General features: G+C 70.4%; 29 protein-coding genes. 13 read left to right on the forward strand and 16 right to left on the reverse strand.

The window, feature by feature from the left end; translation table 11 throughout:
- Positions 1-192 precede the first annotated feature (192 nt).
- Entirely contained in the window at positions 193-870 is a 678-nt protein-coding gene (locus JKG67_RS13060) for a lysoplasmalogenase (RefSeq protein ID WP_203337756.1), read from the forward strand.
- Here JKG67_RS13060 and JKG67_RS13065 read toward each other — a convergent pair.
- Positions 859-3,255 carry a hypothetical protein gene (locus JKG67_RS13065; RefSeq protein ID WP_203337757.1) on the reverse strand — a complete coding sequence of 799 codons (2,397 nt, stop codon included), beginning with the start codon at positions 3,253-3,255 and terminating at the stop codon, positions 859-861. The two genes, JKG67_RS13060 and JKG67_RS13065, sit on opposite strands and share 12 nt — an antisense overlap.
- Positions 3,256-3,469: 214 nt before the next feature.
- Here JKG67_RS13065 and JKG67_RS13070 point away from each other — a divergent pair, with 214 nt between their 5' ends.
- Positions 3,470-4,519 carry an aminotransferase class V-fold PLP-dependent enzyme gene (locus tag JKG67_RS13070; protein WP_307816557.1) on the forward strand — a complete coding sequence of 350 codons (1,050 nt, stop codon included), beginning with the start codon at positions 3,470-3,472 and terminating at the stop codon, positions 4,517-4,519.
- A 161-nt stretch (positions 4,520-4,680) separates the two neighbouring features.
- Here JKG67_RS13070 and JKG67_RS13075 read toward each other — a convergent pair whose 3' ends face one another.
- Together JKG67_RS13075 and JKG67_RS13080 are read right to left on the reverse strand one after the other, a co-directional pair.
- Positions 4,681-5,346 (reverse strand): response regulator, encoded by a 666-nt coding sequence (locus JKG67_RS13075; protein ID WP_203337758.1) that lies wholly within the window; start codon positions 5,344-5,346, stop codon positions 4,681-4,683.
- The gene (locus tag JKG67_RS13080) at positions 5,343-6,941 is read right to left on the reverse strand and encodes a sensor histidine kinase (RefSeq protein ID WP_203337759.1); all 1,599 of its coding nucleotides are present in this window, start codon (positions 6,939-6,941) and stop codon (positions 5,343-5,345) included. Before JKG67_RS13080 ends, JKG67_RS13075 begins: the two co-directional genes overlap by 4 nt.
- 191 nt (positions 6,942-7,132) lie before the next feature.
- Between JKG67_RS13080 and JKG67_RS13085 the strand changes: the two genes are divergently transcribed.
- Genes JKG67_RS13085 through JKG67_RS13100 form a run of 4 tightly spaced genes read left to right on the forward strand, consistent with a single transcriptional unit; the run spans position 7,133 to position 11,158 of the window.
- Positions 7,133-8,131 (forward strand): Bug family tripartite tricarboxylate transporter substrate binding protein, encoded by a 999-nt coding sequence (locus tag JKG67_RS13085; protein ID WP_203337760.1) that lies wholly within the window; start codon positions 7,133-7,135, stop codon positions 8,129-8,131.
- Positions 8,131-8,655, forward strand: a complete 525-nt coding sequence (locus JKG67_RS13090; protein ID WP_203337761.1) for a tripartite tricarboxylate transporter TctB family protein — start codon at positions 8,131-8,133, stop codon at positions 8,653-8,655. The genes JKG67_RS13085 and JKG67_RS13090 overlap by 1 nt, the downstream gene beginning before the upstream one ends.
- A 10-nt stretch (positions 8,656-8,665) precedes the next feature.
- Positions 8,666-10,183, forward strand: coding sequence for a tripartite tricarboxylate transporter permease (locus tag JKG67_RS13095; RefSeq protein WP_203337762.1), 1,518 nt, complete (start codon positions 8,666-8,668; stop codon positions 10,181-10,183).
- Between the two features lie 15 nt (positions 10,184-10,198).
- The gene (locus JKG67_RS13100; protein ID WP_203337763.1) at positions 10,199-11,158 is read left to right on the forward strand and encodes a Bug family tripartite tricarboxylate transporter substrate binding protein; all 960 of its coding nucleotides are present in this window, start codon (positions 10,199-10,201) and stop codon (positions 11,156-11,158) included.
- Between the two features lie 12 nt (positions 11,159-11,170).
- On the opposite strand, the gene JKG67_RS13105 is transcribed toward JKG67_RS13100, so the two are convergent.
- Complete coding sequence (locus JKG67_RS13105; protein ID WP_203337764.1) at positions 11,171-12,022, reverse strand: F510_1955 family glycosylhydrolase; 852 nt, start codon at positions 12,020-12,022, stop codon at positions 11,171-11,173.
- Between the two features lie 106 nt (positions 12,023-12,128).
- On the opposite strand from JKG67_RS13105, the gene JKG67_RS13110 reads away from it, so the two are divergent.
- Both JKG67_RS13110 and JKG67_RS13115 read left to right on the forward strand, forming a co-directional pair.
- Positions 12,129-13,037, forward strand: a complete 909-nt coding sequence (locus JKG67_RS13110) for an oxygenase MpaB family protein (protein ID WP_203337765.1) — start codon at positions 12,129-12,131, stop codon at positions 13,035-13,037.
- A gap of 19 nt (positions 13,038-13,056) precedes the next feature.
- Entirely contained in the window at positions 13,057-13,332 is a 276-nt protein-coding gene (locus JKG67_RS13115; RefSeq protein ID WP_203337766.1) for a hypothetical protein, read from the forward strand.
- Between the two features lies 1 nt (position 13,333).
- Here the strand turns inward: JKG67_RS13115 and JKG67_RS13120 are convergent, their stop codons facing one another.
- Genes JKG67_RS13120 through JKG67_RS13130 form a run of 3 tightly spaced genes read right to left on the reverse strand, consistent with a single transcriptional unit; the run spans position 13,334 to position 14,804 of the window.
- On the reverse strand, positions 13,334-14,089 hold the full coding sequence (locus JKG67_RS13120; protein WP_203337767.1) for a WXG100 family type VII secretion target: 756 nt from the start codon (positions 14,087-14,089) through the stop codon (positions 13,334-13,336).
- The gene (locus JKG67_RS13125) at positions 14,086-14,409 is read right to left on the reverse strand and encodes a hypothetical protein (RefSeq protein ID WP_203337768.1); all 324 of its coding nucleotides are present in this window, start codon (positions 14,407-14,409) and stop codon (positions 14,086-14,088) included. Before JKG67_RS13125 ends, JKG67_RS13120 begins: the two co-directional genes overlap by 4 nt.
- Positions 14,409-14,804, reverse strand: a complete 396-nt coding sequence (locus tag JKG67_RS13130; protein ID WP_203337769.1) for a YbaB/EbfC family nucleoid-associated protein — start codon at positions 14,802-14,804, stop codon at positions 14,409-14,411. The genes JKG67_RS13125 and JKG67_RS13130 overlap by 1 nt, the downstream gene beginning before the upstream one ends.
- A gap of 140 nt (positions 14,805-14,944) precedes the next feature.
- On the opposite strand from JKG67_RS13130, the gene JKG67_RS13135 reads away from it, so the two are divergent.
- Positions 14,945-15,724: an HAD-IIA family hydrolase gene (locus JKG67_RS13135; protein WP_203337770.1), complete on the forward strand. Its 780-nt coding sequence runs from the start codon at positions 14,945-14,947 to the stop codon at positions 15,722-15,724.
- A 73-nt stretch (positions 15,725-15,797) separates the two neighbouring features.
- On the opposite strand, the gene JKG67_RS13140 is transcribed toward JKG67_RS13135, so the two are convergent.
- The 4 genes from JKG67_RS13140 to JKG67_RS13155 all read right to left on the reverse strand — a co-directional run bounded on the left by JKG67_RS13140 (position 15,798) and on the right by JKG67_RS13155 (position 19,763).
- A complete protein-coding gene (locus JKG67_RS13140) occupies positions 15,798-17,276 on the reverse strand; it encodes a flavin-containing monooxygenase (protein ID WP_203337771.1) in 1,479 nt (492 codons plus the stop codon).
- A gap of 11 nt (positions 17,277-17,287) precedes the next feature.
- Positions 17,288-18,187, reverse strand: coding sequence for an SDR family oxidoreductase (locus tag JKG67_RS13145; protein WP_203337772.1), 900 nt, complete (start codon positions 18,185-18,187; stop codon positions 17,288-17,290).
- 105 nt (positions 18,188-18,292) lie between these two features.
- The gene (locus JKG67_RS13150) at positions 18,293-19,057 is read right to left on the reverse strand and encodes a maleylpyruvate isomerase family mycothiol-dependent enzyme (protein ID WP_203337773.1); all 765 of its coding nucleotides are present in this window, start codon (positions 19,055-19,057) and stop codon (positions 18,293-18,295) included.
- A gap of 10 nt (positions 19,058-19,067) precedes the next feature.
- Positions 19,068-19,763: a hypothetical protein gene (locus JKG67_RS13155; RefSeq protein ID WP_203337774.1), complete on the reverse strand. Its 696-nt coding sequence runs from the start codon at positions 19,761-19,763 to the stop codon at positions 19,068-19,070.
- 144 nt (positions 19,764-19,907) lie between these two features.
- Between JKG67_RS13155 and JKG67_RS13160 the strand changes: the two genes are divergently transcribed.
- From JKG67_RS13160 to JKG67_RS13175, 4 genes are read left to right on the forward strand one after another with little or no spacing between them, the layout of a single operon-like run.
- Positions 19,908-20,519, forward strand: a complete 612-nt coding sequence (locus JKG67_RS13160) for a TetR/AcrR family transcriptional regulator (RefSeq protein WP_203337775.1) — start codon at positions 19,908-19,910, stop codon at positions 20,517-20,519.
- Complete coding sequence (locus JKG67_RS13165) at positions 20,519-20,827, forward strand: DUF1905 domain-containing protein (protein WP_203337776.1); 309 nt, start codon at positions 20,519-20,521, stop codon at positions 20,825-20,827. Before JKG67_RS13160 ends, JKG67_RS13165 begins: the two co-directional genes overlap by 1 nt.
- Before the next feature lie 8 nt (positions 20,828-20,835).
- A complete protein-coding gene (locus JKG67_RS13170; RefSeq protein WP_203337777.1) occupies positions 20,836-21,375 on the forward strand; it encodes an FxsA family protein in 540 nt (179 codons plus the stop codon).
- Positions 21,365-22,465 carry a DNA glycosylase AlkZ-like family protein gene (locus JKG67_RS13175; protein WP_203337778.1) on the forward strand — a complete coding sequence of 367 codons (1,101 nt, stop codon included), beginning with the start codon at positions 21,365-21,367 and terminating at the stop codon, positions 22,463-22,465. Before JKG67_RS13170 ends, JKG67_RS13175 begins: the two co-directional genes overlap by 11 nt.
- A gap of 17 nt (positions 22,466-22,482) precedes the next feature.
- On the opposite strand, the gene JKG67_RS13180 is transcribed toward JKG67_RS13175, so the two are convergent.
- Genes JKG67_RS13180 through JKG67_RS13200 form a run of 5 tightly spaced genes read right to left on the reverse strand, consistent with a single transcriptional unit; the run spans position 22,483 to position 26,375 of the window.
- The gene (locus tag JKG67_RS13180) at positions 22,483-23,055 is read right to left on the reverse strand and encodes a hypothetical protein (protein ID WP_203337779.1); all 573 of its coding nucleotides are present in this window, start codon (positions 23,053-23,055) and stop codon (positions 22,483-22,485) included.
- On the reverse strand, positions 23,052-24,332 hold the full coding sequence (locus JKG67_RS13185; protein WP_203337780.1) for a DUF58 domain-containing protein: 1,281 nt from the start codon (positions 24,330-24,332) through the stop codon (positions 23,052-23,054). The genes JKG67_RS13180 and JKG67_RS13185 overlap by 4 nt, the downstream gene beginning before the upstream one ends.
- Positions 24,329-25,315, reverse strand: a complete 987-nt coding sequence (locus JKG67_RS13190) for an AAA family ATPase (RefSeq protein ID WP_203337781.1) — start codon at positions 25,313-25,315, stop codon at positions 24,329-24,331. The genes JKG67_RS13185 and JKG67_RS13190 overlap by 4 nt, the downstream gene beginning before the upstream one ends.
- Positions 25,312-25,653 (reverse strand): hypothetical protein, encoded by a 342-nt coding sequence (locus JKG67_RS13195; protein ID WP_203337782.1) that lies wholly within the window; start codon positions 25,651-25,653, stop codon positions 25,312-25,314. Before JKG67_RS13195 ends, JKG67_RS13190 begins: the two co-directional genes overlap by 4 nt.
- Positions 25,650-26,375, reverse strand: a complete 726-nt coding sequence (locus JKG67_RS13200; RefSeq protein WP_203337783.1) for a DUF4129 domain-containing protein — start codon at positions 26,373-26,375, stop codon at positions 25,650-25,652. The genes JKG67_RS13195 and JKG67_RS13200 overlap by 4 nt, the downstream gene beginning before the upstream one ends.
- Positions 26,376-26,389: the final 14 nt, after the last annotated feature.

The following is a 26,389-nucleotide window of genomic DNA, read 5'->3' on the forward strand; positions in this document are numbered from 1 at the left end:
GAGGCCGAACCACGGCACACTCTGCCCCGGTGATGGTCCCCTTCGATGGGATTCGGTGCCGGCGCCCATGGAGGGTCCGGCCGCCGCTCGGGAGTGGCCTGGGCTCCCCGGCCCCACAGGGGCAGCCTCGGCGTTCACCTACCTCGGTGGCCCTCGGGCGCCTAGAGTGTGAGCGGCTCACCAGGAGGTCAGATGCCTCGGCTCTCCGCCGTACTCAAGGCCGGCTACGTCGCCGTTGCGGCCGTCGACGCGCTGCTCGCCGGCTCAGCGTCACCCCGGATGCACCGTGCCCGCATGGTGACCAAGCCGTTGCTGATGCCGCTGCTGGCCGGGTCGCTGGTCACCGCACCGGCCGGTTCGCCGCTGCGTACGCCGGTGCTCGCCGCGCAGGCGGCCGGCTGGGTCGGCGACGTGGCCCTGCTCAGCGAGGACCGCGGCCGGTTCCGGATCGGTGCCGGCGCGTTCGCCGTCGGGCACCTCGCCTACATCTCGGGCTTCACCGGGCTGCGTCGCCACGACTCCGGGCCCTGGCAGGAGCGCCCGGCCCGGGCGCTGGCCGGCGTCTGGGCGGTGACCGCGCCGGCGGTGATCCGGCGAGCCCGCGGCGAGGGCCTGGCGATGCCGGTGGCCGGCTACTCGCTGGTGCTGACCTCGATGGTGGTCACCGCCACCCGGCTCGATGAGACGGTGTCGGCCCGGACCCGACGGCGTGCCGCCGCGGGCGCGTTGCTCTTCCTCGCCTCCGACTCGATCCTCAGTGCCCGCCGGTTCCTGGTGCACGATCCGCCGGCCCTGATGGAGGGCGTGGTGATGGCCACCTACACGGCCGGCCAGTTCCTACTCAGCGAATCCGCAGCCTCACCCACGTGACTCGCTTCCCCTCGCGAAGTGGGGTTTGTGGCCCGCCGAGGTGGGGTTCGTGGCCGGCCGAGGTGGGGGTTGTGGCCCGGCGCCGGCGTCGGCCGGATCCGCCTGGGAGTCGGCTGCGGTCCTAGCCTCACTGTCGAGCATCCCGGCGAGCTCGTCGATCCGCTGCCACATCCGCTGGTCCCGCCAGTAGCCGGTGTGCCGTCCCATCGCCGGCACCGACTGCCCGTAGACGTACCGGCTCGTCGGCGGGTCCGGGATCTCCTCGTCGACCTCCGCGATGCCCATCGGGCCACCGATGTAGTCGGTGCGGGTGTAGAAGTTGCGCCACTGCCGGACCCTGGCCCGGCCGTCGGTGAGGCCGGTCAACAGGTCGAGGGTCAGGTAGGCGGGGAAGGCCCAGTGATAGAGCTTGACCAGCGGGCTGCCGAAGGTGGCCAGCACCACCCGGTCACCGGCTGGCGCCGGCGCCCGCGCGAACTCGGCCTCCACCAGGGCGGCGGTCGCGAGCAGCGTCCCCTGGCTGTGCGCGGCGATCAGTACGGGTTCGTCGTGGTCGTGCAGCCAGCGGACCCGGCGTTGCAGATCGGGCACCGCCTTCTCGGCGTACGACGGCGGCGCCAACGGGTGGAAGCACCGCGGCCAGAAGGTGCCGACGTCCCACAGGATCCCCATCAACCGCCGAGCCTGGGGGTCTCGCCACCCCATCCGCAGCAGCAGGAAGCCCAGCACCGGCAGCGCGGCAGCGATGCTGATGCCGAGGTTGAGCAGCGCCGTCGGCACCTGCTCGCCGACCACCCAGACCAGCCACTGGGCCACCATCACGAACAACGTCCCCACCAACGCCATCAACGTCAATGGCCAGCCGAGCCGGGTGGTGCTGCGGGCCAGGAAGCGGCCCCAGGCCACCTGCTTGACCCAGGGGATCGGCCGGTCGCCCCGCCTCAGCGCCCTGCCCAGCGGGCCGCGTGGCTTGGGCGCCGGGTCGGCGAGCGCCGACTTCATCCAGACGCCCACGCGCGGATCGGCAGGCGGCTCGGCCTTCTCCTGGGCGCGGTACTCCTCCGCGATCCTGGTCAGGTCGGCGCGCACAGCCTTCCCGCCGCGCGCCAACTCGATCAGCACGAAGGTGAGCAGCACCGCGAGCGGCAGCAGGGTGAGCCAGGGCGCCGACCTGCCGATCACCGGGAAGATGGCCATCGGGGTGCTGACGTCGCCCGGCCAGGCCAGGCCGGACTCGGCCTCCCAGACCACGGTGCCCATCCAACGGCCGGCCCAGATCATCAGCCCGAGCATCACCGAGTTCAACAAGGCGGTGGCCAGGGCCAGCGCGGTGAACGGGCCGCCGGCCAGGGACAGGTCCGGGTTCCACTGCCGGCTGCCGGCCACGTCCCACAGCACCAGTCCGAGCAGCAGCAACAGCGGCACGAAGACCAGCGCATAGCTGAGGTTGGCCATCGCCCGGACTCCGGCCAGGTGGCCGAAGAGCGTCGCCGTGGCCGGTTGGCTCCAGGCGTACGCCGCAGTTCCGGCCAGGCACCCGGCTCCGAGCCACATCACCAGTGCCGCGCCCCGCTCGCCGTACCCGTCGAAACCGACCAGCACCAGTGCGGCGACCAGGACGGCGGCGGCGACCACGGTGAGGGTCGTTCCGAGCCCGTCCGGGATGACCGAGAGGGCCAGTACCAATGCCAGCACCGCGAGGCTGGCGCCGATGTGCAGCCGGCCGAGCCGACGCTGGGTGGCGGCACCGTCCCAGAAGCCCGGGTGCCGCAGTCCGCCGGGCAGCACCGCCGCGCTCAGGTGAGCGGGCACTTCCTGGCCCTCGGGGACCACCGGCGCGACCTGCTCGTAGCGGATCCGGGTGCGGAAGGACAGGTAACCGAACAGGCTGATCACCGCGGCCACCACCGCCGCTCCGAGCACCACCCGCTGGGCCGGATTGTCGGCGAGCCAGGGACGGTCCCACCAGGAGAGCAGCCATCGGTCCTGCACGCAGGACCGCTGGCCGGCGCACTGATAGGCCCACAGGTCCACCACGATCATCGTGGTCAGCACGATCAGATTGATCGTCAACGCCAGGCAGATCACCCGGACCAGGAACCGGTGCGCCAGGAACGCGGACCGCTTGGCCCGCACCCGCGGTGACACCATCCAGCCGGCCAGGTTCGCCAACGCGAACGGAAGCAGCACCAGCCAGAGCACCCGCCACGAACTGCGGGAGGTGATGCCGCCCCACGAGTAGGCCTCCACGGGACGCTCGCCGGGGTCTCGCCGCCGATAGAAGCCGGCGTTCCGGTCGCCCCAGACGAAGACGGGGTGCGGGTCGTCCAGCAGGCTCTCCGGCGTACTGCCTCCGACACCGTGCACCCGGATCTCGACAGCCATGGCCTCGCCACCCTTGCCTGAGTCCGATCTACCTCTCCCCATGATGGACCTCCCCGGCTCCCGTGACCATCGATTCCACACAGTCGAAGTGGGGCTTGTGGCCGGGCGAGGTGGGGTTCGTGGCCCGCCGAAGTGGGGGTTATGGCCGGGCGAGGTGGGGGTTGTGGCCCTACGCTGGGAGCGGTCGGATCCGCCGGACCGATGAAGGAGAGTCGTGACCCGTACCCTCGAGGACGCACGCGCCGAGTTCGAGCCGACCGGCGTCTACCTCAACACCGCCACGATGGGTCTGCCGCCGCGACGCACCATCCAGGCCGGGCTCGATGCCCTCCACGCCTGGCAGCACGGCACCAGCACAGCCGACGGGTTCGACGTGGCGGTGGAGCGGTCCCGACGCGCCTTCGCGGCCTTGGTTGGCGTCGACGTCGGGCACGTGGCGATCGGGCCCCAGGTCAGCGTCTTCACCGGACTGATCGCCTCCGGCTTGCCGGCCGACGCCGAAGTGCTGGTGCCCACCGGTGAGTTCACCAGCGTCACCTTCCCGTTCTGGGCGCGCGGACTCCGGGTCCGCGAGGCACCGCTGGCGCAACTGGCCGAGCACGTCTCCGCCGACACCACGCTGGTGGCCGCCGCGCTGGTCCAGTCGGCCGACGGGCGCCTCCTCGACCTTGATGCGGTGGTCACCGCGGCGCATCGGGTTGGCGCCCGGGTGCTGCTGGACGTCACCCAGGCAGCCGGTTGGCTGCCTGTGGATGCAGGGCGCGCCGACTACACCGTCTGCGGGGGCTACAAGTTCCTGCTCGGCCCTCGGGGGACCGCCTTCTTGTCGATGCGCGGCGACCACATCGACGCGTTCACGCCGGTCTTCGCAGGCTGGTACGCCGGAGAGGACCCGTGGGACAGCATCTATGGCTCCCCGCTGCGGCTGGCGACCTCCGCTCGCCGCTTCGATGTGTCACCCGCCTGGCACGCCTGGGTCGGCCAGGCGGAGAGCCTCGACCTGCTCCTCGAGGTCGGTACCGATGCCATCCACCGGCACGTCACCGGCCTGGCCGGCCGCGCCGCGGAGGCTCTGGGCGTGCCGGACCCCGGCAGCGCCATCCTCAGCCTGGCGGTGACCGGCGAGACCGGTCCTGCATTGGTCAAGGCTGGTATCGCGGCCAGTCAGCGCGCTGGCCGGCTCAGGCTCTCGTTCCACCTCTACAACTCCGACGACGACGTGGACAGAGTTGTCGACGTGCTCCGCTCCGCTCGCACTCCCTGAGGTGGTTCGGCGGGCCACAACCCCCACTTCGGCGGGCCACGAGCCCCACCTCGGCGGGCCACGAGCCCCACTTCGGCGGGCCACAAACCCCACCTCGGCGGGCACGTCGCACTGGCGGGGAGAGGGAGGGAGAGGGAGAGATGGAGGGGGGACGCGCAATCTCACTGAAGCCAGTGGTAGCGCCGCTCCGGCCGTCCGGTGGTGCCGTAGCGGAGCCGGACCTCAGCCTTCCCCGAGTCCACGAAGTACTCCAGATAGCGACGCGCGCTGACCCGGGACATGCCGGTCGCTTCCGCGCACTCGCTGGCGGACAGGTCGTCGGACCCCAGCAGGGCTCGCCGGACCAGTTCAGCGGTCTGCTCCGACAACCCCTTGGGCATCCCGGGTCGGGCCGTCGACGCCCCGAAGGCCCGGTCCAGCTCCACCTGGTCGCCGGCGTCCAGCATCGCCAACTCGGCATGGCGCGCGGCGTACTGCTCGAGGCGTTCGCGCAACAGCGCGGGCTCGAACGGCTTGACGATGTAGTTGACGGCACCGCCGCGCAGCGCCGCACGCACCGTCTCGGCCTCCCGCGCCGCGGTGATGATGAGTACGTCGGTGGGGGACGCAGTGTTGGCGCGGAGCCGTCGCACCACCTCGATGCCGGTGAAGTCGGGCAGGTAGATGTCCAACAGCACCAGGTCGGGATGCAGATGCTCGATCAGCCGCAGCGCCTCGGCGCCGGTCCGTGCCTCGCCCACCACCCGGAAGCCCGGCATCTTCTCCACCAGACCCCGGTGCACCCGGGCGACCATGAAGTCGTCGTCGACCACCAGCACATCGATCATCTCTGCTCCTGAAGCGGTAGTTCCGCGGTGAAGGTGGCCCCCCAGGGCGAGTCCGGGGGCGTCGGATCGATCCTGACCCGACCACCGCGCCGGGTGCACACCACCCGGACCAGGTTGAGACCCACGCCGCGACCGCCGGGGCGGGCACTCTCCTTGGTCGAGAACCCCTCCTGGAAGATCTTGCCGCGCAGCGACTCCGGCACTCCCGGGCCGGAGTCGGAGACCGAGACGGACACCGTGTCGTCGGCGCAGTGGGCGGCCACCTCGATCACGCGCTCCGCCGACGAGGCGCGCACCGCATCGAGGGCGTTGTCGATCAGGTTGCCGAGCACGGTGACCAGGTCCGTGGCCAGGCCCTCGGGCAGCGCCGGCAGCGCCGAGTCGGAGGAGACCCGCAGCGTGGTGTCCTGCTCGTGGGCCCGGCTCACCTTGGCGATCAGCAGCGCAGCCGCGGCCGGATCGGCCACCCGAGCGGCGACGTCCGCACTCAACTGGGCGTGCGCGCCACTGATCCGGCGTACGAACCGCCGGGCCTCCTCGGGTTCCTCCAGCTCCAACAGGCCGCCGATCACGTGCAGCCGGTTGCTGAACTCATGGGCCTGAGCACGCAGCGCCTCGGTGGTGGTGCGGGAGACGTCGAGCTCGTCCTGCAGCCGGAGCAGGTCGGTGCGGTCACGCATCGTGGTCACCGAGCCGGTGGTCTGGTCGCGCTGGATGAGCGGCATCCGGTTCAGGATCACCACCCGGTCGCCGATCGGCACCACCCGGTCCCCGGATCCGCCGTCCTCGCCGGTCAGCACCGCCTGCACGTGGGGCTCGACCTCGAGGGCGGACAGCGGCTGTCCCACGGCGGTCGAGGCGATGCCGAGCAGGTCGCTGGCCGCGTCGTTGACCAACGTCACCCGATGTTGGGTGTCGAGGCCGATCACGCCCTCCCGGATGCCATGCAGCATCGCCTCACGGTGCTCCACCAGCCGGGTGATCTCGCGCGGCTCCATCCCCAAGGTCTGCCGCTTCACCCGACGGGCCAGCAGCAGCGACCCGAGGGCTCCCAGGATGCCGGCCACCCCCAGATAGACGGGCAGCACCGGGGCCGCGGTGCCCAGTCGGTCGCTGACATCGGGGTGCTCTCGGGCGGCCGCCACCGCGCCGACCACCCGGCCCGCTGAGACCACCGGGACATGGGCGCCGACGTACCGCCGATCCCGGACCGTCCAGGAGCCGATCCACGCACGCCCTTCGAGCACCCGACTGGCGGCCAGGTCGACCCGCTCGCCCACGAACTCCGGCTCCGGGCCGGCGACCACCCGCCCGGTCAGGTCCAGCACCAGCACCAGCTCGGCCCCAGAGACGGTGCGCAATCCCTCGGCCGTGGGCGCCAGGATCGCCCGGGCCTCGGCGTCGACGAGCCCGTCACGGATCACCTGCATCGACGCCCCGGTCTCGGCGACCGCCCGCATCCGGTCCCCCTCGACCTGTCGGAAGGTGACCTCCGCCTGGGCCAACAGCACGGCCATCACGGCGACAAGCACCACCACGATGATGACCAGTTGCAGGGCCAGGAACTGGCCCGCCAGTGTCAGCCGACGACGCACCGAACGAGGTTCTCATGCCCCGGCCGTCCCGGCGAGCGGTCCGGCGACCACAAGTTCCACAACGTCCACTACGACCAGTGCTCGCACAACGCACACAAGGGTTACCAGCCCCCAGACCCCCGTGTTTGCCTGTGACCCGCCTCACAGCCGCGGATCACATCCCGCGCTGGCCCACCGAGAAGGAGAGCACCATGTCGACCTCACGTCGCCTCACCGCCGGAGCGTTCGCCGGAGCTGTCGCTCTGGTCGCCTCGGCCTGCAACACGACCGCCACCGCCGAGGGCGCCGACTGGCAGCCCACCAAGGCGATCGAGATGATCGCCCCCGCCAACACCGGAGGCGGCTGGGACACCCTGGCCCGCACCTCCGCCCGCGTCCTCGAGGAGGCTGACCTGATCGACCGCCCGATGCGGGTGGTGAACAAGCCCGGCGCCGGGGGTGCGATCGGTTGGGCCTACATCGCCAACAACGCAGCCGACCCGCACAAGCTGTTCGTCACCAGCCCGCCGATCCTGCTGGTCCCGCTGTCGGGGGAGTCCGACCACGACCACACCGACTTCACTCCGATCGCCCGGCTGGCCACCGACGCCATGGTCTACATGGTCGCCGAGAACTCGCCGTTCACCAGCTTCGAGCAGGTCATCGACGCCCTTCTCGACGACCCGACGTCGCTGAGCGTGGCCGGTGGCTCCGCGCCGGGCAGCATGGACCACGTCGCCCTCGCCGGAGCCGCACACGCCGCCGGAGTGGACGCGGCCCAGTTGAACTACGTCGCCTTCGACGGCGGCGGCGAGGCGACCACCGCCCTGCTCGGCGGACATGTGGACCTGGCCGTCAGCGGCGTCGCGGAGACCACCGGCCTGATCGACGGCGGCAAGGTGCGGGTGCTGGCGGTGTCGTCGCCGGAACCGCGGGAGACCCTCCCCGACGTGCCCACCCTGCAGCAGTTGGGGATCGACTTCACCTTCGACATCTGGCGCGGCGTGATGGGCCCGTCCGGCCTCACCCCGGAGCAGGTCGCCTACTACGAAGGCATGTACGCCGAGATGGTGGAGACGTCGCAGTGGCAGGCATCGGTCGAGCAGTTCGGCTGGGTCGACGACTACCTGGGCAGCGCTGACTTCGGTGCGTTCCTCGACGAGAAGCGCGAGGAGTTCGCCGACATCCTCAGCCAGGTCGGGCTGCGGTAATGAACACCTTCGTGGTCTCCAACCGGGTGCTGGCCGTGGTGATCGCGGCCTTCTCGGTGGGGTACCTGGTGCTCGTCTCCGGTCTCCCCGACTTCGTGTCGGTCAACGTGCCGGTGCAGCCGGCGACCGTGCCCCGTTGGCTCGGGGTGGGGCTGTTGCTGCTGGCGGTGGTGTTGTTCTTCACCACTGACGCCGAATCGGAGGCGGAGGCGCCGGCAGAGGCACCGGCGGAGGTGCCGGGGAGCAAGCCGACCGACCAGGCGTCGCCACTGCTGGGTCGCACCGGTCGCCCGTGGGCGGAGGTGGCGATCTTCCTGATCGCCATCGCCGCCTACGTGGCGCTCTTCGAGCCGCTGGGGTTCGTGCTGGCCACCGCCGGCTTCCTGGCCGGCATGGTCTGGTACCTCGGCTACCACCGCCACTGGGTCACCGGCGTGGTGAGCGTGAGCGTGCCGCTGGTCCTCTATCTGATCATGACGGTCGGCCTGGACGTGGTCCTGCCCGCCGGTCCGTTGCCCTTCTGAGGAGGCAGTGATGGAAACTCTCGATCACGTGCTCTACGGCTTCGGGGTCGCCCTGCAGCCGGAGAACCTGCTGTTCGTGCTGATCGGTGTGCTCGTCGGCACCATCATCGGCATCCTGCCCGGTCTGGGGCCGATGAGCGCGATCGCGCTGATGATCCCGATCGCCTTCGGGATGGACCCGACCCCGGCCATCATCATGCTCGCCGGCGTCTACTACGGCGCCATCTTCGGTGGCTCCACGTCCTCGATCCTGCTGAACGCACCCGGAGTGGCAGGCACCGTCGCGACATCGTTCGACGGCTATCCGATGGCCCGCAACGGTGAGGCCGGCAAGGCGTTGGCGATCGCGGCCATCAGCTCCTTCGTGGGTGGCACCATCGGCATCGTCGGACTGATGCTGATCGCTCCCGGCCTGTCCGGGATCGCGGTCAGCTTCGGCCCCGCGGAGTACTTCGCCCTGATGGTGCTGGGGCTGACCGCCGTGGTCACCCTGGCCGGCAAGAACGTGACCAAGGGTCTGATCGCCGCCGTGTTCGGGGTGATCGTCGCCCTGGTCGGCATCGACGGCCAGACGGCGACGCTGCGGTTCACGTTCGGCCTCTCCGAGCTCTACGAAGGGATCGAGTTCCTGATCGTGGCGCTGGGCCTCTTCGCACTCGCCGAGGTGTTCGTGATGATCGCCCGGCGCGGCGCGGGCAGTGAGTTCCGACGGGTCACCTCGCTGCGGCTGAGCCGCAAGGAGGTCACCGCGATCGCGCCGCCAACCCTGCGCGGCTCGGTGCTCGGCTTCTTCGTCGGCGTGCTGCCCGGGGCCGGAGCCACGGTGGCCTCGTTCCTGTCGTACTCGATGGAGAAGCGGATCGCCCGCGACGGTGACACGTTCGGGAAGGGCAACATCAAGGGCGTGGCCGCGCCGGAGTCGGCCAACAACGCCGCCTGTGTGGGTTCGTTCGTGCCGCTGCTGACGCTGGGGGTGCCTGGTTCGGGTACGACGGCGATCCTGCTGGGCGCGCTGTTGGTCCTGAACGTGCAGCCCGGACCGCTGATGCTGTCGGATCGGCCCGAGGTGTTCTGGGGCGTGGTGGCCAGCATGTACATCGGCACCCTGGTGCTGTTGCTGCTGAACCTGCCGCTGATCCCGCTCTTCGCCAAGGTGTTGAAGACACCGCGGGCGATGCTGATCCCGCTGGTGGTCGTCTTCTGTGTGGTCGGCGTCTACGGGCTCAGCTTCTCCACCTTCGACCTGTGGCTGTTGCTGGGCTTCGGTGTCATCGGGTTCGCGATGCGTGCCAACGGATTCCCCGCCGCACCGATGATCCTCGGCCTGATCCTGGGAGGCCTGATGGAACGCTCGCTGCGTCAGGCGCTGCAGATCTCCGGCGGCGACTGGACGGTCTTCGCGACCAAGCCGATCCCGGCCGCGCTGCTCGCCCTCGCGGTGCTGTCGCTGCTGCCGGCCGTGTTGGCCACGGTGCGCCGGCGCAGGGGCAAGGATGTGGTGGAGTTGGTCGAGCAGCGACGCGGATGAGAGGTGACGGACCGGATGCGCCCACCCCGATGGCGTCTGCTGGCCACGGCATTGCTCGTGGCCAGCAGTCTGGCCGGGTGCGCCGCACAGGACCGCGAGCCGCTGCGGATCGTCGTACCCAACCCGCCGGGAGGTGGGTACGACGTGACCGCCCGGGTGGTGGCGGCCGCGCTGATCGACGACGGCACCGCGGCGAGGGTCACCAACCTCAGCGGTGAGGAGGGCCTGGTCGCGGTGACCAGGATCGCCCTCGAGGACGGTGAGACGAACCTGCTGCTGCAGATGGGGCTCGGGCTGGTCGCGAACGCTCACACCGGTGGACGATCGGCCGATCTGGAGGCGCTCACCCCGATCGCGCTGGTGCTCACCGAGCCCAACGCGTTGATGGTGGCGCGTGACTCCCCGTTCGAGTCGGTGGAGCAGCTGCTCACCGTGTTGCGCAGCGACCCGGAGGCGGTCGTCCTCGGGGGCGGCTCCTTCCCGGGCGGGCCGGACCATCAGGCAGCGCTGGCGGTGGCGGACGGACTGGGACTGCCGCTGGGCCGGCTCAGCTACCAGCCCCACGACGGCGGCGGCGAGATGCTGGCCTCACTCGTCGCCGGGCGGATCGACGTGGCGGTGGCGGGCACCGCCCAGCACCTGTCCCAGATCCAGGCCGGGGAGCTGCGGGTGCTGGCCGTGACCGGGGCTGCCCGGGTGCCTGGCGTCGACGCGCCAACGTTGCTCGAGGCCGGCGTCGACGTGCAGTTCGAGAACTGGCGCGGTCTGCTCGCGCCGGGCGGCCTTAGCGAGGAGCAGCGCGATCGCCTGGTCGAGTTGCTGGAGCGGGCCCGGCGCACCTCGACGTGGCAGGAGGCGGTGGCCCGCAACGGATGGTCGGAGTCGTGGCTGACCGGGGACGAGTTCGGCGAGTTCCTGGAGCAGGAGCGGATCCGGGTGGCCGCGCTCCTGGAGGCCGTCGGGCCCGTCGACTGAGCGGGCTGCCGGTCAGCTCGGGTGCGGCTGGAAGGTCGCGCCGCCGTCGGTGGAGCGCCACAGTGCCCCGCGGGCAGCGGCGTACACGGTCGAGCCGTCCACGGCGTACAGCGCCTCCGGAGCCCCCGCCAACTGACCGACTCGGGTGAAGCCGGCGTCGGTGGGGGCCCGGACGAAGACGGTGCCGCCGGGGTCGACGCCGACGAGCGTGCCGTCCTCGGCCCAACTCAGCAGCAGCAGTTGCGGGGCCGGTTCGAGAGCCGAGAAGGAGCGACCACCATCACTGCTCGCCAGGACGCCGCGGGGGGTGGTGGCCAGGAGGGTGTCGGCGTCGTCGGGGCTGACCGCGACGTCGATCATCGGTTCTGTCGATCGAACCTCCCAGTCGACGAGATCGGTGCTGACCAGCAGCTGTCCGCTCATCGCGTCCACGCCGTACGCCGTCCCGTGCCGGTAGGTGAGGGCGTGGAAGTCGACCTCGCCCGACAGTGACCGGGTGGTCCACGTCTGGCCGCCGTCGGTGGACTCGATCAGGCCGAGGGGGTTGAGTGCGTCGTCACCGGGCCCCGGATGGCCGCTGCCCAGGAAGTGGCCCGGGCCGATGATGGTGAACCCCATGAAGTCGCGGATCAGGCCCGCGACCGGTCCCTCGATGCTGTCGCCGTCGACGGGGACCGTGAACAGTCCGTGATGGCTGCCGACGTACAGGGTCCCGTCGGCCGGGTCCACTCCCAGCCCGTGCACGTGGGCGAGTTGGGCTCGGGTCGACGGCTGGCTCTGGCCGTCGCTGTCGGGGGACGAGCAGCCGACGGATGCGCTCAGTGCCACGACCGTCAGCATTGCTGCCCAGCCTGCTCGTCTCATCGAACCTCCTGACTCTGGACCCTAGCCGTGCACTGGACGCACCTGGTCGTGGGTCTGGCGCGGTGGTCACGCCTTCGCTAGCGTGACCAGGAGATCGGAGGCAACGATGCCGAAGCCGCACCGCAATGCTGGGCTCGACCCGGAGACCGACTATCTGGAGATGGGGCGCAATCTGGCGCTCTACGACTTCCCGTGGGACATGAACCAGGCGCTCTCGCTGGCGCTGTTCCGGACCTACGCGGTGCCCAGCGTCGGCCGGCTCCTGCATGACACCGGCGAGTTCACCGAGCGGCCGCAGAAGCGCTACGACGACACCGGGTTGTTGTTGGAGGCGCCGATCACCGACGGCTTCGACAGCGAGCGTGGTCGGGCCGCGATCCGGCGGATCAACCAGATGCATCGGATGTACGACATCTCCAACGACGACATGCGCTACGTGCTGACCACCTTCGTGGTGGTGCCGAAGCGGTGGCTCGACGATTTCGGGTGGCGGCGACTCACCGACGACGAGGTGCTCGCCTCGGTGCGCTACTACCAGGCCCTCGGGCGTCACCTGGGCATCCAGGGCATCCCGGGCGACTATGACGAGTTCGCCCAGGTGATGGACGACTACGAGCGCGAACACTTCGCCTTCGATGCCGGCGCCCGGGCGGTGGCCGACTCGACCCTGCGGCTGATGACCACCTTCTATCCGCGACCGGTGCGGCCGTTCGCTGCCCTGTTCGCCCGCGGCGTGATGGACCGACCGCTGCTGGCTGCCTTCGGGTACGACGACCCCGGCCCGCTGGTGCGGCTGCTGGCCAGGACCAGCCTCAAGGCCCGAGCCAAGGTGGTGGCCCGGATGCCCGCCCGGCGTACCCCCAAGCACGTCATCGATCTGCCCTGGGTGCGCAGCTACCCCGACGGGTACGACGTGACCGAGCTCGGCACCTTCGCGCCCGGCTGCCCGGTCCAGCATCGGGCCGAGCAGCCTCGGGCCGACGAGCATCGGGCCGAGCAGCATCGGGCCAGCTGAACAATCTAGGCTGTCCGTCATGACGAATTCAGGGGACTCGGGCCAGGAGAGCGTCCGCGACGTCGGTCGCTCGTTCCTGCGCAACGCACTCGATGATCTGGGCTTCGAGGTCCAGGTGGCGCTGATCGCCCTCGCGGTCATCGTGCCCTGCGGAGTGGTCGGCTACCTGGTGGGCAGCGTCGACGGTGCCATCATCGGCGCCCTCGTCGGCGTGGGGCTGTTGGTCGTCGGGGTGGCCGTCGTCGCGGTGTCGTGGCTTCGCGAGGTCGTGAGCGCACGGCGCGGTCGGCGGTAGGTCAGTCAGCGGCAGGTCCCGGGACACCTGGGGGCTCATATCCGAGCCGCAGCTTCGTGAGCTCCCAGGCGGGCCGTTTGAAGTTGCCCTCCAGTCCGGTGACCTGGCGGACGATCGGCTTCTCGATGAGTGCCTTCCAGAGGAACTTCTTCTTGAAGCCCAACCCCTTCACGAATGCCTGGTACGCCTTCAGAGACGCCTTGATGCGGTTCAACGCGGCTGCAACCTTCGTCAGCAAATTGGCGATCTTGACGCCGGTGACCCCGGCCTTCGAGGCCGCAGTTGCTGCCCCGGCCACGGCTGACGCTCCCAGCGTGACGATGGCCAGGGCAGCGGAGACGGCGAGCGAGATGATCGCCCACTGGATCAGTTCCCAGATCAGGTCCTTGATCAACTGCTCGGCCTGACGCACCTCGCCGGACGCTTCGTCGAGGAATCCGCCGACGTTGGTCATCTGCTCGGCGATCTCGTCGATCTGACCAGCGAGGTCATTCACCGCGACGGAGAATGCGTCCTGGGCGTGGCCCTCCCATCCGGTACTGGTCTGCGCAGAACAGTCCCGCTGCAGGTCACCTACGTGACGCATCTGCCGAGCCATCTCTCGCCATTGGTCTGCGGTGGCGTGCACCGAGTCGGCATCACCGATGACGGACTCCCACTTCTCCACCAGCGGATTCACCAGGGGCTTCATCAGGGCATAGATGTCACCCAGGAGCCCACTCATCCAACTTTCGGTCTGGGCTTGAGCGGTGCTCATGACGACTCTCCTCTGAGACGGTTGAAGACATCCGCGACCTGCTCGTCGGTCCGTGCGAAGTCCTCCTTCACATCCCGGACGGCGTCGGAGACCGCGTCGCACAACTCGACCAGGTCAGCGAGGTTCTCCTGGGTGGCGGCGGTGGCCTCGCCGAACGCTGCCTCGATCTCGGACGAGGGCAGGATCTTGCCCAAGGCGCCCGGCGCGATGGTGGCTTGCCGTCGGAGTTGCTCGATCCTCTTCGCTCGGTCAGCACAGTCGCGCTGGTCCTCGGCGGCGCGGTCGAGGGTCCGATACTCCGCGTACAACATCCCGGACATCAGCCGGACTCCCCGCGGAGCTGTGCCAACTGCTCGCGAACGTCGCGTCGGTCGGAATCGGACACGGTCCCCCGCAGCATGGCGTCGAGTTCCTCGGCCGGGACCACCGAGCCGACAATCCGGCGAAGTTGCTCTGCCGCCTGCACCGTTGCCTCCGCGATGGTCGTCATGATCATGGAAGCCAACTCGCTGCCACGCTGTGCCAATGCCTCGTCGGCGATCTCGAGATGCAGCGGCATCCCTGCCGCGGTGACCCGCACTTTGATCGATCCGTGCAGTGCGGTGGCTTCGCCGAACACCTGGGCGACCTGCTCCTGCATCTCCTGGAGTGCCTCCAGGTTCGCGATTCCCTCGCGGCGCAACCGCTCGGACCAGTCCTGGACGTCGTCTGTCATGTTTCCCTCAGTTCTCGCTCGGTAGGTCAATGGTGGTCTACCCGGTCTAGTGCCGTTTGAAACCTCCAGCGCGGAGGCTTGTTTCCAGGCGGGGTGTCCCATGGCCAGCGACGGCCTGCGCCGACACCTAGGCTGAGGCCATGGGACGACGCGTGGACGTGGAATGCTGGCTCACCGACATGGACGGGGTGTTGGTGCACGAGCACGACCCGCTGCCCGGCGCGGCGGAGCTGCTGGGCCGGTGGGAGGCCGAGCAGACGCCGTACCTGGTGCTCACCAACAACTCGATCTTCACCGCGCGTGACCTCTCCGCGCGGCTGCGGGCGTCCGGCCTGCACGTGCCCGAGGAGCGGATCTGGACCTCGGCGCTGGCCACGGCCGACTTCCTGCGTCAGCAACTGCCCGGCGGCACCGCGTTCGTGATCGGCGAGGCGGGCATCCTCACCGCCCTGCACGACGCCGGCTTCGTGATGACCGAGACCGACCCGGACTTCGTGGTGGTGGGGGAGACCCGCAACTACTCGTTCGAGGCGATCACCAAGGCGATCCGGCTGATCGGCAACGGGGCCCGGTTCATCGTCACCAACCCTGACGCGACCGGCCCCAGCGCCGAGGGGCCGTTGCCGGCTACCGGTGCCATCGCGGCGCTGATCACCAAGGCCACCGGCAAGGAACCGTACGTCGTGGGCAAGCCGAACCCGATGATGTTCCGCTCGGCGTTGAACAAGATCGGCGCCCACTCGGAGAACACGGCGATGATCGGCGACCGGATGGACACCGACATCGTGGCCGGTATCGAGGCCGGCCTGCACACGGTGCTGGTGCTGACCGGGATCAGTGACCGGGCCGAGATGGAGAAGTTCCCGTTCCGCCCCGACGAGGTCATCGACGGCGTACACGAACTGGTCTCCTCGGATTGACTGCCTTCCCGTACGTGCGGCTCGCTGAGAGGCACTCAGATGGTGCGGAACGTACGGGAATCGCGCTCCGAGATCAGCCGGCGACCGATGCCCGGTGCTTGGGTGGGTTGCTGTACTCCAGCGCCGGGTGCTGCACCGACTCGGCGAACACCTTGCGGTCCCGGAAGTAGTTCATCTTCAGCTTCCACGGCTCCTGGGAGCCCTGCTTCGGGAACTGCTCCACGGCTCGAAGCACGTAGCCCGCAGCGAAGTCGAGGAAGGGTTCTTCGCCGACGCTGGGATCCTTCCGGGGCACCACCACGGACTGCCCGGTGTCGCGCATGTGCTGCAGCATCCGCACCACGTACTGACACACCAGGTCGGCCTTCAGGGTCCAGGAGGCATTGGTGTAGCCGACGATGAACGCGAAGTTCGGGATGCCGCTGAGCATCATCCCCTTGAACGCCATCGTGTCCGGCAGGTTCACCGTCTCCCCGTCGACGGCCAGCTCCGCACCGCCGAAGGCGATCAGGTTCAGGCCGGTGGCGGTGACGATGATGTCGGCCTCCAGCTCCTGCCCGGACTTGAGCAGGATCCCCTTCTCGGTGAACCGGTCGATGTGATCGGTGACCACGTCCACGGTGTGCTTGCGCAACGCCTTGAACAGATCGCCGCGCGGCACCAGGCACAGACGCTGGTCCCAGGGGTCGTACGGCGGCTGGAAGTGGTCGTCGAACTTGATGTCGTCGGGCAGTTGCCGCTCCAGTAGCTTGCGGAGCAGGAACCGCGCCTCCTTGGGACGCTTGCGGCAGAACTCGTAGAACCCGATGTGCATCGCCAGGTAGCGGCCGCGCACCATCTTCGACGCCATCCGTTGCGGCAACGTGGTCAGCATCTTCTTCGCGACCGGGTCGGTCTCCGGCTGGCTGATGATGTACGTCGGGGTGCGCTGCAGCATGGTGACGTGGCCGGCCCCGGAGTTGGCCAGCGCCGGGATCAGCGTGACCGCGGTCGCCCCCGAGCCGATCACCACGACCCGCTTGCCGGCGTAGTCGAGGTCCTCGGGCCAGTGCTGGGGGTGCACGATCTGGCCGGCGAAGTCGTCGCGCCCCTCGAACTCGGGGGTGAAGCCCTCGTCGTAGCGGTAGTAGCCCGAGGTCGACATCAGGAAGTCGCAGGTGAGCTCGACGGTCTCGTCGGTGTCGGTGCGCTGCACGGTGAGCCGCCACCGAGCCGCGTTCGAGTCGAAGTCGGCGCGCAGCAGTTTGTGGTGGAAGAGGATGTGCTCGTCGATGCCGTTCTCCGCGGCGGCCTCCTCCAGGTAGGCACGGATGTCGGCCCCGTCGGCGATCGCCTTCGTGCCGGTCCAGGCCTTCCACCGGAAGCCCAGGGTGTACATGTCGGAGTCCGACCGGACGCCGGGGTAGCGGAACAGGTCCCAGGTGCCGCCGAGGGCGTGCCGCATCTCCAGCACCGCATAGCTGGAGTCTGGGAACGCCTTGTTCAGGTGGTACGCCGCGTCGATGCCGGAGAGGCCGGCGCCCACGATGATGTGGTTGAAGTGTTGGGTCATGGCGTTCTCCTTCACTCGGGGTCGACGGCGACGTCGTCGAGGGCGGTGTTGCGGGCGCTGGTGGAGCGGCCGAGCCGGCGTACCTCCTCGTCCATCAGTGGCAGCAGTTCGGGGGACTGGGTGTCCATCACCTTCTGCACCACCCGGCCCGCGGCGAGGTTGCGGCCCTGAGCGATCGCCGCGACCCACCCGGGCACGAAGACGTGCCGGCTCCGCTTCTCCAGGCCCTTCACGAACGCCTTCACGCAGGCATCGACCGAGGTGGTGGTGCCCAGTGGCGGCGGCATGGCGTCAAGCATCTTGCGGAACGCGGACAGGTCCTTCTTCGCGTCCTGCACCAGCGGCGTGTCGATCCAGGACATGTGCGCGGTGCCCACCCCGACGCCCTGCCAGCTCATCTCCAGCCGGAGTGCGTTGGCGAAGTGCTCGACCCCGGCCTTGCTGGCGTTGTACGCCGCCAGGCCCGGCACGGGGGTGAATGCGGCGAGGGAGGAGACCACCAGGATGTAGCCCTTGCGTTCGGTGACGCTGGGCAGCGCGGCCCGGACGGTGTGGAAGACGCCGAGCACGTTGATGTCGATGACCCGCTTGAAGGTCGTCGGGTCCACCTGGGCGACCGAGCCATAGCTGGCGATGCCGGCGTTGGCGAGCACCAGGTCGATGCCGCCGAACCGCTGCACCGCTTGGGCGACGGCAGCCTCCATCGCGGGCAGGTCGCAGACGTCGGCGACCACGGCGACCGCGTTCTCCTCGCCGAGCTCGGCGGCCAGCTCGCGCAGCGGGGCCTCGTCGAGGTCGGTGAGCAGCAGCTTGACGTTGCGGGCAGCCAGTGCCCGGGCGGTCTCGGCGCCGATGCCTCGGGCTGCGCCGGTGATGAAGGCGACCTTGCCCTCAAGCGTGGATCTCGCCATGGGTGCTCCTTGTCGGCCGGCTGGTGGGGTCAGTCTCCCCCATGGAGCGGGCCGAGCGGAACACGGTGTCTCACACAATCCTCCGCATCCTGCGGAGGAATCGCGTCAGAAGAAGATCTTGGTGGCCAACAGGCCGTCGCCGTGGGCGCGTCCCGAGAGCACGCGGCAGAACTCGATCGCGTCCATGGTGATCGGTTCGCCGCCCTCGCCCTGCCGGAAGTGGCCGCCGGCCGGGCCGGTCAGCTCCAGGCTGAACGGCTGTCCGTGGCGGGTCCCCCACTCGGCGACCACGTCGGCCACGATCCGGCCGTCGGCCTCGGGATCCCAGTCGAGCTCGCGGCCGGTGGCCCGGGCGATGTCGATGCGATGCAGCCACACGTCGCGGGTGAGGATCGCGTCCATCAGGTGGCCGAGCATGATGTGGTCCGGCATCCCGGTGACCACGGAGCCGGCCGTCGGCATCGTGATCTTCATCCGGCGCATCAGTGACGGGGTCCGCATCCGACCCCGCACCGCGGCCGGGGCGATCTCACGCAACTGCGCGACCCGCTCGGTCGGGGTGAGGTCGGCGTGCTCGGCCACCTGTCGGGCGTTCATCGCATCCAGGGAGCTGCCGCCGTACTCCTTCTTGTGGCGGGCCGCCCACGCCTGGTCGCGTATCGACCGCGGCACCGAAGCGTGCCCCTTGGCGGCGCCGATCATGTGCCCGACCATGTCGGCGACCGTCCAGGCGGGGCATTCGGTGCGGGCGTTCCAGTCGCTGGCGTCGAGGTCGTCGAGCAGGGTGAGGATGCTCGTGTAGGCATGCTCGGCCAGCTCGCCTGCGTCGCTGTGGCGTTCGATCCGGGTGATTTCGCTGATGGTGGTCACAGGGGGCTCCTCAACTGGCGGTCGCGATGTCGGGCAGGCGGGTCGCCTCGAGCGGATTGCCTCCGGAGAGGGAGCCGCTGAGGCGGGTCGGGGCATAGCGGGCGAAGAGTGACCCGTGGTTGAAGCTGCGTCGCCCCTGTTCCTTGATGGCGTGCGGGTGTTCGGGATGGGCCTTGCCGTAGGCATAGCGCTGGACGGCGTCGCTGTCTTGCCAGATCGAGACGGTGGCGGCGAAGGGGAGGCGGACCGCGGCCGTCCCCCACAGCATCCCGGGGTCCTCCACGGCGACCCGCTCGGCTGGTTTGCTGGTGCGCATGAAGCGCCCGAGTTGGGAGACGCGCAGCGCGGACATGGTGACGACGACGACCGGGCCGTCGTGCTCGACCCGCCGCTTCTTGGAGACGTCGGTGGGGAAGCCGGGCCACGACCCGTAAGCGCGTAGCGGGCGCAGCCGAGCCTCGAAGCCTCCGGTGAACCGTTGCCCGAGCCGATGGTCGGCGAGGAAGGAGTCGACGGCCTCCTCGGTGTCCCAGAAAGCGATCAACACGTTGCGTCGCAGCGGCATCAGCGGGCCTGCGGCCAGGGGCACGGCCAGCGCCGTCGTACCCCAGCGCATCCCGGGAACCTGGGCGCGACCTATCCGACGCATGGTGGTGCCGACGCTGCTCCAGGGCTTCGCGTCCACGGCGTGCACAGTGGCGAGCATCAGCCTCTCCCTTCGGTGTTGGCCTGCGGCCGTCGAACGAGGTACGCCGAGGATGGCGCCCGACCTGACGACCTAACAATGTTAGGCTGACAGGTGAGAAGTCGATCCGTCAAGACCTTTCCGTACTAAGTTAGGCTGGGTGGGGTGAGGGCATCGGCATCGCGTAGCGCACCCACGAACGAGCGGGAGGCTCCCATCGACACTCCGCACCGCGCACAGACCCGCGCCCGGATCCTCGACGCGGCCTGGAAGCTGGCCCGCGCCCAGGGTCTGGCCGGCTGGTCCCTGCGCGACCTGGCTGCCGAGGTGGGGATGCGGGCGCCGTCGCTGTACGGGTACTTCGACAGCAAGGAGCAGATCTACGACTCGATGTTCGCGCAGGGGTACGCCGACCTGCTGGCCGTCAGCGGCGCGGTCGAACTCAGCGACGAGCCGCACGAGGCAGTACGACAGATGGCCCGCGTGTTCGTCGACTTCGCGGTGGCCGACCCCGCCCGGATGCAGTTGCTGTTCTGGAGGGTGATCCCAGGATTCACCCCCTCACCGACGTCGTACGGACTGGCCGAGGAGGCGCTGACGAAGGCGGTCGACGTGCTCGCCGCCGCCGGTCACGCCGGTCAGAGCGCCCTGGACCTGTGGACGGCGTTGCTCACCGGTCTGGTCACCCAGCAGGTCAGCAATGACCCGGGGGGCGACCGGTGGGTGCGCCTGGTCGACGAGGCGGTGGACATGTTCCTGGCCGCGGAGCGGGTCTGATGGACTTCGAGTTCGTCGGCGAGCTCGTCGAGTGGCGCGGGCCGGCGCCGTTCCACTTCGTCCGGGTCCCGGTCGCTGACAGTGAGGACATGAAGGACGCCGGCCGCGACCTGCTCTACTGGGGCCAGTTGCCGGTCACCGTGCTGATCGGAGAGACCGAGTTCGGCACCGCGATGTGGGAACGCGAAGGCGCCTACCTGCTGCCGGTCAAGGCCGACGTACGCCGGGCCGAGGGGCTGACGCTGGGCGACCTGGTCCCGGTGGCGCTGCGGCTCGGCAAGGACGAGGCTGGGGCGCCTCCGGCATAGTGGAGGCCATGCCCACCCGCCGCAGGAGTCTGCTCTGGCCACTGGCCGTCGCCTTCGTGGTGATGCCTCTGGTGGAGGTGTTCGTGCTGATCCAGGTCGGCCGGATGATCGGTGTCGGGTGGACGTTGCTGGCCCTGATCGCGGTCAGCGTGGTGGGTGCCTGGCTGGTGAAGCGCGAGGGGGTCCGGGCCTGGCGGCAACTCGTCGACGCCTTCGCTGCCGGTCGGGTGCCGGCCAGGGAGATCGCCGACGGCGCATTGATCCTGATCGGTGCCACCCTGATGCTCACGCCCGGCTTCGTCACCGACGCCCTCGGAGCGTTGCTGATCCTGCCGGTGACCCGGCCGCTGTTCCGTCGGATGCTCACCGCGTTGGTGGGCCAGCGGATCGTGCTGGCGATGGTGCCCCCGGATCCGGTCCGTGGCTATGGCGATCCCCGGCCCGGGGGATCGATGCCCGGGGGATCGATGCCGGGGGGAACGATGCCGGGCGACGTGGTGCCGGGCGATGTGGTCCCGGGCGACGTCGTCGACGACGATGACCGTTGAGCTGAGCCGGACCGACGCTCATCGGATCGCGGTCACCGCGCAACTGCTCGCCCGGCCACGGCCGGTCGACCTGCTGGCCATGCTGGGTCACCTCACCGTCGTGCAGGCCGACCCGACCGCGGTGGTCGCGGAGAACGCCGACCTGGTCTGCTGGAGCCGGCTCGGTGCGGCGCACCGGATCGGGGACCTGGACGCCGCCATCGCGGCCGGCACCGTGGTGGAGTTCCAGGGGCTGCTGCGGCCGGCCGGGGACATCGCGCTCTTCACGGCGGAGATGGCGCAATGGCGTGGCTCGGAACCCTTCGGCGACTGGCGGGACACCTCGCGCGGCTGGCTGGTGGCCAATGAGGACTGTCGCCGCGACATCCTGGCGCACCTGGAGTCCGAGGGGCCGTCGCCGTCCACCGCGCTCCCGGACACCACGGTGGTGCCGTGGCAGTCGTCGGGCTGGAACAACGACCGCAACGTGCGGATGATGCTCGACCTGATGGAGCGTCGCGGAGACGTCGCGGTGGCCGGGCGGGACGGCCGGGAGCGCCTCTGGGAGGTCGCCGAACGGGTCTACCCACCCACCCTGGAGGTCGGCTACGACGAGGCACTTCGGGAGCGCGCCCAACGGCGACTGATCGCCCTCGGGGTCGCCCGGCCGGCCAGCACCAAGGTCCCCGGGGAGCCCAATCACGTCGGTGACGTCGGGGAGCCGGCGGTGATCGAGGGGCTCCGGGGCCGATGGCGGGTGCACCCGGCGTACCTCGAAGCGCCGTGGGAGCCGCGGGCGGCGCTGCTCTCTCCGCTGGACCGGCTGGTCTTCGACCGGAAGCGGATGGCCGAGCTCTTCGACTTCGACTACCAGTTGGAGATGTACAAGCCGAAGGCGAAGCGGCGCTGGGGCTACTGGGCGATGCCGATCCTGTACGGCGACCGGCTGATCGGGAAGCTTGACGCCACCGCCGACCGACGCGAGGGGGAGCTCCGGGTGGATCGGGTGCACCGCGACGAGGTGTGGCCCGAGGAGGTGGCGGCCGCGGTGACCGCCGAGATCGAGGCCCTCGCCGACTGGTTGGGGCTGGCCCTGGTCCGGTTGGACTGAGAACCCTCCTCGGCGACCTACGCTGCCTCGCCGGGTCGATCGCCGGGTCGATCCCCTGAGTCACCTCGCGGCCCGAGCCACGCCAGCGTTGCGATCAGTCCCAGCGTCCCGACGATCAGCAGCATCGGCGCCTCGAACGAGCCCGCTGCCGAGATCGCCAGCGAGCCGATCCCGACGGTGATGGCAGCGACCCCCAGCAGGTCGCGCAACCCCCGGCGCAGCACCGCCGCCGGGATCCGGATCCCCCAGGGACCGACCGCCGCCTGCGCCACCACCGCATGGAACCCCACGCAGCACAGCGCCGCCGGCAGCACCCACGGGGTCAGCGGGTCGGCGACGACGACGGCCCACCAGCCACCGAAGCCGAGCAGCGTGACCAGCCCACCGAGGCCATCGGGGAAGGTGGCGGTCCAGGCCACCGCTGCCGCCAGCACGATCGCCGGCCACAGCAGGGTGCCCGGCGCCGCCCGGGCCAGTGCCAGTACCGCCCCCGCCATCGGCAGCAGCAGCGCGGCCGCGGTGAGCGCTCGCGCCCAGGTGAGCCGGAACAGGGGTCGTCGGTCCGGTCCGAGCACCACCAGGCTGCTCATCGGGCCACCACCCGGGGAGCTCCCGCACGCCGGGTCAGGTCGCGCAGCACATGGTCGAGGTCATGCGCGCCGGTCCAGGCGACCACCGGGACCCCCAGCGCGGCCAGCCGGTCGAGCTCGACCCGGCGCTCCAGCATCCGCAGTCGCCAGGCCAGCACCAGGGCCGGATCGTCGCTGTCGGTGGTCACCTCGTCGGGCATCGTGTCCACCACCACGACGTCGATGCCGGCCCTGGTCAGGATCGCCACCTGGTGGGTGGCTGCCGGGTCGATGAGTGGTGTCAGCATCAGCGCCAGCGTGCCCGCGGTCAGTCCCTGGCGGGCGGCCAATGCATCCTCACCGCGGGCCGAGCCGGGCTCCACCAGACAGAGCGTGTCGAGGATCCGCCGCAGTTGCAGGCGCCCCGACGCCGCGGGCACCCGGGTCACCCCCCAGGCCCCGAAGACGCGCAGGCCGACCCGGTCGCCGCGGCGCAGGAAGTGCTCGGCGAGCGCGGCGGCGGCCCGCACCGTCAGATCCATGCTGCTGTGCCGGCCGGGGTGTCCGGCGCCGACGTCGTTCACGGCGTCGACCAGCACCATCACCTGGGTGTCCTCGTCGGCATGGGTGGCGGTGACGTGCAGTTGGCCGGTGCGCGCCGACACCGGCCAGTGCACCCGCCGGATCCGGTCCCCGACCTGGAACGGCCGGACCTTGGCGAACTCGGTGCCCTCACCGGTGCGCGACGCCCGTTCCATGCCGACCAGCCCTCGCGGATGCGGCGCCGGTGCCGCAGAGTCGAAGGGCGGGGTCACTGGCAGCACGGTCAGTTCCAGCGGCGGGATCGACACCGGTCCCCACCGCCAGGCGCACCATCGGTCGTACGCCGCCACTCCGGGTTCGCCGAGGGTACGGCGGCCCCAGCGGGTGGCGCGCAGGGTGATCGCGGCGGTGGCGACACCGTCGTCGTCGGTGGGGACCAGGCAGCCGTCCTCGGGGTCGACGTCCAGCCACCGCTGCGGCGGGTGCACCGCCACCAGGCTGCCTCGCGGTGGCAGCCCGCTCACCCGCGCCTGCCAGCTCAGCTCTTCGTCCTCGTGGACGGTGAGCCGGCCCGGTGCCGGCGGCGGAACGGGGTCGGATCCCGGCCGGGTGGCGAATCCCCAGATCGCGACCAGTGCCAGCCCGGTGGCCAGGGTGGCCAGGTCCGGACGGCCCAGGGCCACGCCGAAGGCCAGCATCCCGAAGCCGGCGACGGTGGCCCGTAGATGCGCGTGGGTGGGCCGCCAGCCGGTCATGAGCCCCGCCCGGTGGCCCGGGCCGCGACTCCCCGTGCGGTCGGTGCTGGCACGGTGCCCAGCACGGACGTCACCACCGAGGCGCCGGACACATCGCTCATCCACAGCTCGGGACGGATGGTGATCCGGTGCGCCAGTGCCGGCACCGCGACCGCCTTGACGTCCTCGGGGACCACGTAGTCGCGGCCGGCGATCACGGCGTACCCCCTGGCGACCAGCATCAGCGCGAGTCCGCCGCGCGGGGAGGAGCCGACCAGGGTGTGATGGTGCTCGCGGGTCGCGGTGGCCAGCGCCACGCAGTAGCGGCCGATGTCTGGGTCGACGGTGACCGTCTCGACCGCGGCCTGGATGGACAGCAGTTCCTCGGGGCCGACCACCTGCGGCACCTGCTGCTCCTCGCGTTGGCGGTGCAGGCGACGCCGCAGCACCTCCCACTCCTCGTCCGCAGTGGGGTACCCGAAGCCGACCCGGAGCAGGAACCGGTCGAGTTGGGCCTCGGGTAGCGGGTAGGTGCCCTCGTACTCGATCGGGTTGGCGGTGGCCAGCACATGGAACGGGGGTGCCAGGGCGAAGGTCTCGCCCTCGACGGTGATCTGGCGTTCCTGCATCGCCTCCAGCAGCGCCGCTTGGGTCTTCGGGGGCGTGCGGTTGATCTCGTCGGCGAGCAGCAGTCCGGTGAACAGCGGTCCCGCACGGAACGTGAACTCGGCGGTGCGCTGGTCGTAGATGAACGACCCGGTCAGGTCGGCCGGCAGCAGGTCGGGGGTGAACTGGACGCGGGTGAACTGCAGGCCGAGTGCCTGGGCGAAACTCCGGGCGGCCAGCGTCTTGCCGAGGCCGGGGAAGTCCTCGAGCAGGACGTGACCGCCGGCCAGGATGCCGCTGAGCACCAGGGTCAGCGGCTCCCGTTTGCCGACCACGGCCGTCTCCACCGCGTCCAGCACGGCAGTGGCCCGCTCCGCGGCGTCGGTGATGGGGTTCATGCGTCCTCCTCGAGTACGGCGAGCAGGTCGGTCAGCTCCTGGCGGTAGCGATCCGGGTCGGCCAGCGGCGGGTCGGTGAGGAACCGGCGTACCCGCGAGTCGGAGTCCCGGTGCAGTCGGGCCGCCAGCATGGTCACCACCTTGTGGGTCTCGTGCTGGTCCCGGGAGCCGACCAGTCGGACCAGTTGGGTCAACCGCTGGTCGCGGGCGCGTTCCTCGCGGGTGGCCAGCGGCGTCTCGCCGGGCCATTCCACGCCGATCACGGTGTCGGCCAGCCGCCCCGCGCTCCACAGCACGCCGAGCAGGGCGGCGGTCAGGGCCAGCCACAGCAGCGTCATCGGGACACCCCCAGGCCGGCCAGGAGTCGCTCCAGGCAGGCCCGTGCCTCGAGTCGGTGCTCCTCGGTGACGGGATGCCGGGAGAAGCGGGCCTCTTCGTAGAGGGTGGCCAGGCGCCGGATCGGCTGCTCGTCGAGGCCGTACGCCGTGAGCGCTCGCTCCACGAACTCGGTGGGGGTGTCGGCGAGGCGTCTCGGCAACTGTTCGGTGAGGGTGGCGCCCTCGAGGCGCAGCCAGGCGGCCACGATCGCGTTGCGTGGCGGCCCCTGGGCGATGTCGTCCAGTCCTCGGCGCAGTTGCGCGGGCAGGGTGTCGGGAAGGTCGTCGGCCTCCTCCCGCGGGGTGCTGGTGACGCCGGCCCGGGCGCCGATGTCCCCGGCGAGCCGGCGGCGGCGCACCACGCTCAAGAAGATGGCGGCCAGGATCGCCAGGACGACGATGCCGACGGTGGAGAGGGCGACCACGAGCAGCAGGCCGACCAGCCAGGGGGACGGCTCGTTCGAGGGCAGCGTGGGCCCCGACGGCAGTGGCGCCCGCTGGCCGGTCTCTTCGGGGGGCGGCCGGTCGTCAGAGGTGCCGGGGTCGGTGCGGGAGTCGCTGGCCGGGGCGGGATCCTGCCAGCGCAGGCCGTCGTGGGCGCCGGAGGCGAGCGCAGCCATCAGCACCACCAGCACGCCCAGGGCGAGGATCGGTGCGAAGCGGGGCCGGGTCTCCGTGCCCATACAGGCAGGCTAGA

The organism is Nocardioides limicola (assembly GCF_016827675.1).
Classification (GTDB): Bacteria; Actinomycetota; Actinomycetes; order Propionibacteriales; family Nocardioidaceae; genus Nocardioides; species Nocardioides limicola.